The sequence below is a fragment of the Streptomyces silaceus genome (assembly GCF_001419745.1).
GTDB lineage: Bacteria > Actinomycetota > Actinomycetes > Streptomycetales > Streptomycetaceae > Streptomyces > Streptomyces silaceus.
Genome location: NZ_LIRJ01000495.1, coordinates 1 through 7810, shown reverse-complemented (window position 1 = coordinate 7810; position 7810 = coordinate 1). Strand labels below are relative to the sequence as shown.

The 7810-nt window shown below is 74.2% G+C and carries 6 protein-coding genes and 1 pseudogene; 5 read left to right on the top strand and 2 right to left on the bottom strand.

All coding sequences use genetic code 11. The features are described from left to right. Window positions 1-315 (top strand): annotated as a pseudogene (locus AOK22_RS35225) (TIGR04222 domain-containing membrane protein); the annotation flags it as partial. 120 nt (window positions 316-435) lie between these two features. Continuing rightward, complete coding sequence (locus tag AOK22_RS35220; RefSeq protein WP_055702774.1) at window positions 436-2037, top strand: alpha/beta hydrolase; 1602 nt, start codon at window positions 436-438, stop codon at window positions 2035-2037. Window positions 2038-2080: 43 nt separating this feature from the next. On the opposite strand, the gene hemQ is transcribed toward AOK22_RS35220, so the two are convergent. Continuing rightward, on the bottom strand, window positions 2081-2800 hold the full coding sequence (hemQ, locus tag AOK22_RS35215) for a hydrogen peroxide-dependent heme synthase (protein WP_055702773.1): 720 nt from the start codon (window positions 2798-2800) through the stop codon (window positions 2081-2083). 4 nt (window positions 2801-2804) lie between these two features. Beyond that, on the bottom strand, window positions 2805-4268 hold the full coding sequence (hemG, locus tag AOK22_RS35210) for a protoporphyrinogen oxidase (protein WP_055702772.1): 1464 nt from the start codon (window positions 4266-4268) through the stop codon (window positions 2805-2807). A gap of 124 nt (window positions 4269-4392) precedes the next feature. Between hemG and AOK22_RS35205 the strand changes: the two genes are divergently transcribed. The 3 genes from AOK22_RS35205 to AOK22_RS35195 all read left to right on the top strand — a co-directional run. Continuing rightward, the gene (locus AOK22_RS35205) at window positions 4393-5421 is read left to right on the top strand and encodes a DUF4349 domain-containing protein (RefSeq protein WP_063795401.1); all 1029 of its coding nucleotides are present in this window, start codon (window positions 4393-4395) and stop codon (window positions 5419-5421) included. Between the two features lie 38 nt (window positions 5422-5459). Further along, window positions 5460-6842 (top strand): FAD-dependent oxidoreductase, encoded by a 1383-nt coding sequence (locus AOK22_RS35200; protein ID WP_055702771.1) that lies wholly within the window; start codon window positions 5460-5462, stop codon window positions 6840-6842. A 618-nt stretch (window positions 6843-7460) separates the two neighbouring features. Further along, the coding region (locus AOK22_RS35195) for an NAD-dependent epimerase/dehydratase family protein (RefSeq protein ID WP_157872385.1) at window positions 7461-7810 on the top strand (350 nt) is incomplete at its 3' end.

Sequence of the window (7810 nt, the reverse complement as noted above, 5' to 3'; positions counted from 1 at the left end):
GTCCTCGCCCTCGGCGTCGTCGCACTGCTGCTGCCGGGGCAGGAGCGGCAGGCCGAGGGGGAGGTGCCGGTGGCGGTCTGGTTCTCGCTGCCGCTGCTGCTGTGCGTGGCCTGCCTGCTCATCGCGCGCGTCGAGGTCCACCCCTACACGCGGTGGGCGTCCCCCGCGGGCCAGCGCCTCCTCGGCGCGCTGTCGGCGCACGGCGACCAGCTGACCGCCGTGGCCGTGCGCGGGGTCCGCGCGACACGCGATCCCGGACTGCGGGCGGCCTTCTCCCACCGCGGTCCCGGGGAATCGGCCCAACGGCGTCATTGACGGGCTCATTGGGCCGACACCGGCAGGCCGGTGCTTTACTTCGCGAAACACCGCACGAATCATCCCTTTATTGATCACCGCCCGGAACGCTCGGCCGGACATGAGGGGTAGACACGCGCGATGAGAGCAGCAGCCGCCCGCTACGGAACCGCCGGATCCTTGGTCCTGACCGCCCTCGTCGCCGCCCCCGCGGGAAGCGCGAGCGGCACCACGCCCGCCCCCGAGGCCCACGGCACGGTCCTCGCCGCCCAGCGCGCCGAGGCCGCCGGCATCCGCTGGGGCGCCTGCGCCGAGGCCGACGAGCTGCCCCCGTCGGTCCGCTGCGGCACCGTCTCCGTCCCGCTCGACTACGCCCGGCCCGACGGCCGGCAGATCAGACTGACCGTCAGCCGCACCGGCGCGGCGCGCGAGGTGCGGGGCAAGAAGGTCGCCCGGCAGGGCGCTCTCGTCTTCAACCCGGGCGGTCCCGGCGCGTCCGGCATGTACTTCCCGATGGTGGGCGTCATGCCCGAGTGGAAGCGCATCGCGGCGGCGTACGACCTGGTCGGCTACGCCCCGCGCGGCGTCGGCCGCTCGGCGCCGCTGTCCTGCCAGAACCCGAAGCAGTTCACCAAGGCGCCCACGCAGTCGCCGACCCACCCCGACGAGTCGTACAAGCGGGAGCGCATCGCGCAGGCGCAGTCCTACGCGCGCGGGTGCGCGGCCCGCAACCCGGGGCTGCGGCACTACACGACGCTGAACAACGCGCGCGACCTGGACGTGCTGCGGGCGGCGCTCGGCGAGAAGAAGCTGACGTTCATGGGCGCCTCGTACGGCACCTACTTCGGGGCCGTCTACGCCACGATGTTCCCGTCCCACGTGCGCCGCATGGTCTTCGACTCGGCGGTCAATCCCGACCCCGCGCAGATCTGGTACGACAACAACCTCGACCAGTCCGTGGCGTTCGAGGGGCGCTGGGCGGACTTCCGCAGGTGGGTGGCCAAGCACGACAAGACGTACCACCTGGGCGCGACGCCCGAGGAGGTGCTGCACAGCTACGAGAAGGTGCGCGGCGAGCTGGCCCACAAGCCGGCGGGCGGCAAGGTCGGCCCCGGCCAGCTGCAGGCCGCGTTCCTCAAGGCCGGGTACTACGACGACTACTGGCCGACGCGGGCCTCGGCGCTCTCCGCGTATCTGAAGGGCGACCCGAAGCCGCTGATCGAGCAGGCCGCGCCCGAGCCGCGCGGGGCCGTCGAGGAGGAGAACGGCAACGCCGTGTACACGGCCGTCGAGTGCAACGACGCGTCCTGGCCCACGGACTTCCGGATCTGGGACCGCGACAACTCACGCCTCGCGCGCGTCGCGCCCTTCGAGACCTGGGACAACGCCTGGATGAACCTGCCGTGCGCCTACTGGTCGGCGCCCCGGCAGCAGCCGGTCGACGTGGGGACGGCCGAGGGCGCGCTGCCGCCCACGCTGATCCTGGCGGCGGAGCGGGACGCGGCGACCCCCTACGAGGGCGCCAAGGAGCTGAACCGCAGGCTGCCCGGTTCGGTCCTGGTGACCGAGGAGGGCGCGGGGACCCACGGCATCGGCGCCGGCCCCAACAAGTGCGTCAACGGCCACCTCGACGCGTATCTCCTGGAGGGCACCGTCCCGGCGCGGCGCGCGGCGTGCGCACCGCACCGGGAGCCGGAACCCCTGACGGGGGAACGGGCCGCGGCGCTTCCCCAGGACCTCTGACCTCGTCGGCGCCCGCCGGTCCACCGCCGGCGGGCCCGCCCGGTCAGGCGAGGCCCGCCACCAGCTCGGCCACGGACTTGCGGCGGCCGGTGTAGAAGGGGACCTCTTCGCGGACGTGCATCCGGGCCTCGGAGGCGCGCAGGTGACGCATGAGGTCGACGATGCGGTAGAGCTCGTCGGCCTCGAAGGCGAGGATCCACTCGTAGTCGCCCAGCGAGAACGAGGCGACCGTGTTGGCGCGCACGTCGGGGTAGCCGCGGGCCATCTTGCCGTGGTCGGCGAGCATGCGGCGGCGGTCCTCGTCGGGCAGCAGGTACCAGTCGTAGGAGCGCACGAAGGGGTAGACGCTGACGTAGTTGCGCGGCGTCTCGTCGGCCAGGAAGGCCGGGATGTGCGACTTGTTGAACTCGGCGGGGCGGTGCAGCGCCATGTTCGACCAGACCGGCTCGAGGGCGCGGCCCAGCTTGGTGCGCCGGAAGAGGTTGTAGGCCTCCTGCAGCTCGTCGGCGGTCTCGGCGTGCCACCAGATCATGACGTCGGCGTCGGCGCGCAGCCCCGAGACGTCGTACGTGCCGCGGACCGTGATGTCCTTGGCGGCGAGCTGGTCGAACAGGTCCTGGACCTCGTCGGCGTAGCCTGCGCGGTCCTCGGGCAGCGCGTCGCGCAGCTTGAAGACGGACCACAGCGTGTAGCGGATGACCTCGTTGAGGTCCTTGGCCTTCTTGCCGGCGTTCGGGGTCTTGGCGGGGGCGTCGTCACTCATGCGGCTATTCTCCTCCGCCGCCGTGCAGACTCTGCACCGGGTTGCGGGTGAGCTCCTGCACACCGGTGAGGTCGCCCGCCAGTTGGCCGACGGCGGCGTCGGCGCTCGCGACGCAGGCGGGGATGCCGACGCCGTCGTACGCCGCCCCGCAGACCACGAGGCCGGGGAGCCGGCTCACGTGTTCGCGGATGCGGGCCACGCGCGCGTGGTGGCCGACGGGATACTGCGGGAGGCCGTCGTGCCAGCGGGTCACGGTGGTGGCGACGGGCGTGGCGGTCAGGCCGGTGGCCTCGCGCAGGTCGTGCCGGGACACCTCGACGAGCTCGGCGTCGTCCCGCTCCAGGATCTTCGTCTCGCCGTAGCGCCCGACGGAGGTGCGCAGCACGAGCAGGCCGGGGTCCTGCCGGTCGATCCAGCCCCACTTGCGGCTGGCGAAGGTGGACGCCTTGATGGTGTGCCCGTCGACGGGCGGCACGAGGAAACCGCTGCCTTCCGGGAGGTCGATCTCGTCGCGGCGGTAGGCGAGGGTGGTGAGCGCCATGGAGGCGTACTCGACGGTCGCGAGCTCGGCGGCCGCGGCGGGCGCCTCGACGCCGAGGAGAGCCGCGGCGGCGTAGGCGGGCACGGCGACGACGACGGCTTCGGCGTCGATGGTCTCCTCCCCGGTGACGACCTGCCAGCCCTGCGGGGTGCGCCGCAGTCCGGTGACCGCCGTCCCGGTGCGGATCTCGCCGCCCCGCGCGCGCACCGCGTCGGCGACGGCGAGCGGCAGCTGTCCGATGCCGCCGTCGATGCCCATGAAGACGGGTCCGGTCTGCTGGTGGTGCGCGGCGCGCGCCTGGATGTCGCGGACGCCCTCGGTGAGGGAGGTGTGGGTGCGGGCGGCGGCGAAGAGCTGCGGGACCGCCGAGCGCATCGAGATGCGGTACGCGTCCCCGGCGTACACCCCGCCGAGCAGGGGCTCCACGAGGCGGTCGACGACCTCGCGGCCCAGGCGCGCCGCGACGTACGCGCCGACGGCGACGTCGTCGCCGACCTCGGTGGGCGGCAGGCCGCGGTCCTCTTCGATGCGGCGCAGGCCCTCTTCGGAGAGGACACCGGCAAGGGCGGAGGCGTCGCCGGGCACGCCCATGACGTGGCCCTTGGGCATGGGGCGCAGGGCGCCGCGGGTCCAGAGCGCGGCGGTCGCCGTGGCGGGCGGCTGGAGCCGGTCGGCGAGGCCGGTCTCGCGGGCGAGCGCGACGGCCTCGGGGCGGCGGGCGAGCATCGACTCGGCGCCGAGGTCGACGCGGACCCCGGCGATCTCCCCGGCGCGCAGCTTGCCGCCGAGCCGGTCGGAGGCCTCCAGGAGCGTCACGCGCGCGGCCGTGCCCGAGGCGAGCAATCGGTGCGCGGCGGCCAGTCCGGCGATCCCGCCCCCGATGACGACGGCGTGACCACTGCCCGTACCTGTGTCCGTTGCGCGCATGCCCCCACTCTCTCAGACCGGCGAGTCCTGACCGTGACCGCATCGGGACCGGCCGGCAACCATCGTTTCGCCCCGCCCCGGCGTCGAAGGAGGACAGACACCACGTCCCTCGGGGGGTACGCCGATGCACACGTCCAGCAGGTCCACTCACCGCCCGCCCCGGCGCCGCACGCTCGGGGCCCTCCTCGGGCTGCTGCTCGCGGTCGCGCTGGCCCTCACCGGGTGCTCGGCGAGCTCCGGCGACGCCGACAGCGGCGGCGACGGCAAGGCCGCGGGCTCCCGGGCCAGGGACGGGGGCGCGGCCGACGCGGGCGGCGGGGCCGAGGGCTCCAAGGGCCGCCGGGCCGCCAAGAAGCCGCCCGAGGCCGGCGGCACGCACATCATCCGCACCGCACGGCTGACGGTGCGCGTCAAGGACGTGCCCGCCGCCCTGGCGGACGCCCGCACGGCCGCCGAGGACGCCGGCGGCATCGTGGGGAACGAGAGCACCACCCGCGACTCCGACGGCGACGAGCGCAGCCGTGTCGTCCTGCGCGTCCCTCAGGACAAGTACGAGGACGTCCTCAAGTCCCTCGAGGGCACCGGCACGTTGCTCGACCGCGAGGCCAAGGCACAGGACGTCACCGACCAGGTCGTCGACGTGGAGAGCCGCATCACGTCGCAGCGGGCGAGCGTGGCGCGCGTGCGGGAGCTGATGGACAAGGCGACGAAGCTGAGCGACGTGGTCACCCTGGAAGGGGAGTTGAGCACCCGTCAGTCCGACCTGGAGGCGCTGCTGGCCCAGCAGGCCTCGCTGAAGGACCGCACGAGCCTCGCGACGATCACGCTGTCGCTCACCGAGAGCCCGGCGAAGACGGCCGCCGAGGACGACGATCCGTCGTTCGTGGACGCCCTCGCGGGCGGCTGGGACGCGTTCGTGACGACGCTGCGGTGGATCGCCGTCGTGCTCGCCGCGGTGCTGCCGTTCGTGGCGGTGGCGGCGGCGCTGCTCGTGCTGTGGCTGCGGGTCGTACGGCACCGGCTGCCGCGCCGTTCGGCCGTCGCGCCGGCCGGACCTGCCGCCGTGGCACCGACCCGGGCGCGCGTGACCCGGCCCGCCGCTCCCCCGGCCTCGCCGCCGGCCGCCCCGGGCGGCCGGGGCGACGACGACTGAGGCGCTCGTTCGGGGGCCGCGCGCCGTAGCGTGTCCCCATGAGCAGCACACATGAGCGACTGGTGGTCATCGGGGGCGACGCGGCGGGCATGTCCGCCGCGTCGCAGGCGCGCAGGCTGAAGGGTCCGGACGAGCTGGAGATCGTCGCGTTCGAACGCGGCCACTTCACCTCGTTCTCGGCCTGCGGGATCCCCTACTGGGTGGGCGGTGACGTCGAGGAGCGGGACGACCTGATCGCGCGTACCCCGGAGGAGCACCGGGAGCGCGCGATCGACCTGCGGATGCGCACGGAGGTCGTCCGCATCGACGTCCCCGGCCGCCGCGTCCTGGCCCGCGACCTCGAAGCGGACGAGGAGTACTGGACGTCGTACGACAAGCTCGTCATCGCCACCGGGGCGCGGCCGGTCCGTCCGCCGCTGCCCGGCATCGACGCCCCCGGCGTGCACGGCGTGCAGACCCTGGACGACGGCCAGGCCCTGCTGGACACCCTGGGGCGGACCGAGGGCCGCCGCGCGGTGGTGATCGGCGCGGGCTACATCGGCGTCGAGATGGCGGAGGCGCTGATCAACCGCGGCTATGAGGTCACGGTGGTCAACCGCGGCCGGGAGCCGATGTCGACGCTCGACGCGGACATGGGCCGCCTCGTGCACGAGGCGATGTCGGGCATGGGCATCGAGATGGTGAACGACGCCGAGGTCACCAAGATCCTCACGGGTGACGGCGGCCGGGTCAGGGCCGTGGCCACGGAGGACGCCGAGTACCCGGCGGACGTGGTGGTGCTCGGCATCGGCGTCCGCCCCGAGACCGGGCTCGCGCGCGAGGCGGGCCTGCCGCTGGGCGAGCACGGCGGCCTGCTCACCGACCTGGCGATGCGGGTGCGCGGGCACGCGGACATCTGGGCGGGCGGCGACTGCGTGGAGGTCCTCGACCTGGTGTCGGGGCGCGAGCGGCACATCGCGCTCGGCACGCACGCGAACAAGCACGGGCAGGTCATCGGGTCGAACGCGGGCGGGGGGTACGCGACGTTCCCGGGCGTCGTCGGCACGGCCGTCAGCAAGGTGTGCGACCTGGAGATCGCCCGCACGGGCCTGCGCGAGAAGGACGCGCGGGCGGCGGGGCTGCAGTACGTGACGGTGACCATCGAGTCGACGAACCGGGCCGGTTACTACCCGGGCGCGGCCCTGATGACGGTGAAGATGCTGGCGGAGCGGCGCACGGGCAAGCTGCTCGGCGTGCAGATCGTCGGCCGCGAGGGCTCGGCCAAGCGGGTCGACATCGCGGCGGTCGCGCTGACGGCGGGCATGACGGTGGATCAGATGACGGCGCTCGACCTGGGCTACGCACCGCCGTTCTCCCCCGTCTGGGACCCGGTCCTGGTGGCGGCCCGCAAGGCGGTGGCGGCGGTGCGGCGGCAGGGCTGAGGCCGCACACCCACGGGGTGGCCGGCGCGTGGCCGCCCTGAGGGCCGTCGCATGGCCGCCCACGGGCCGGTCGGCGGGCGCGCGCCGACCGGCCGACGCCCGGATCCACGCCCCCCCGTGCCGGCGTCCGGCACTCCTGCCGTGCAGGTCAGAACGCGCTTGCTAGACATCCCGGGAGCCGGTCGCGGTCTCGGGCCTGGCCGAATCGGAACGGTTCGCGCGCTCCTCGGTCCACGGACCGCGGGAGCGCGCCCACGGCCCCGCGCACATCCGGCAGACCTCCACGGCGCATGATCCGGCGCCCCCTCTGAGCGGCCACGGCACAACGGAACCCGCGGCTCCGCACCCGTCGCCCGCCCCGCGCCCCTCCCCTCGTCACCGCTGACGCAGTGCCGCCATTTTTGCGCCAGGTTTCACAGAATCAGCACAGATCCCACAAGTGGACCGCACTATGTGACGCGTCAGAGCGGCACGGACACACACTGCGACAGTGGCCGTGCCCTGGGGAGGCGGGCCGCGGGGTGGAGACACGCCCTCGGCCCGACCGTGGAGGGACCACACACCGCATGAATCACTCCGCGCTCCGCCCGCCGCGGCGCAAGGGAGCGTGACGGGGCCGTGCGCATACTCGTCCTGGGCTCCACCGGATACCTGGGCGGGCACGTCGAGGAACGGCTGAGCGCCCTGCCGGGCGTGCGGCTGCTCCGCGGCGGCCGCGCCCCCGTGGACGACGTCCGGATCGACCTCGCCACCGTCACCCCCGCCGCCCTCACCGAGCTGCTGGCCAGGACGGCGCCCGACGCCGTGGTCAACTGCGCGGGTTCGGTCGACGGCGGCCCGCAGGCCCTCGCCGAGGTCAACGCCCGCGGCCCCGCGGTCCTGTGCGAGGCCATGACCGCGGCGGTGCCCACCGCGCGTCTGGTGCACCTCGGCTCGGCGGCCGAGTACGGCCCGGCCCTCGTCGGCGA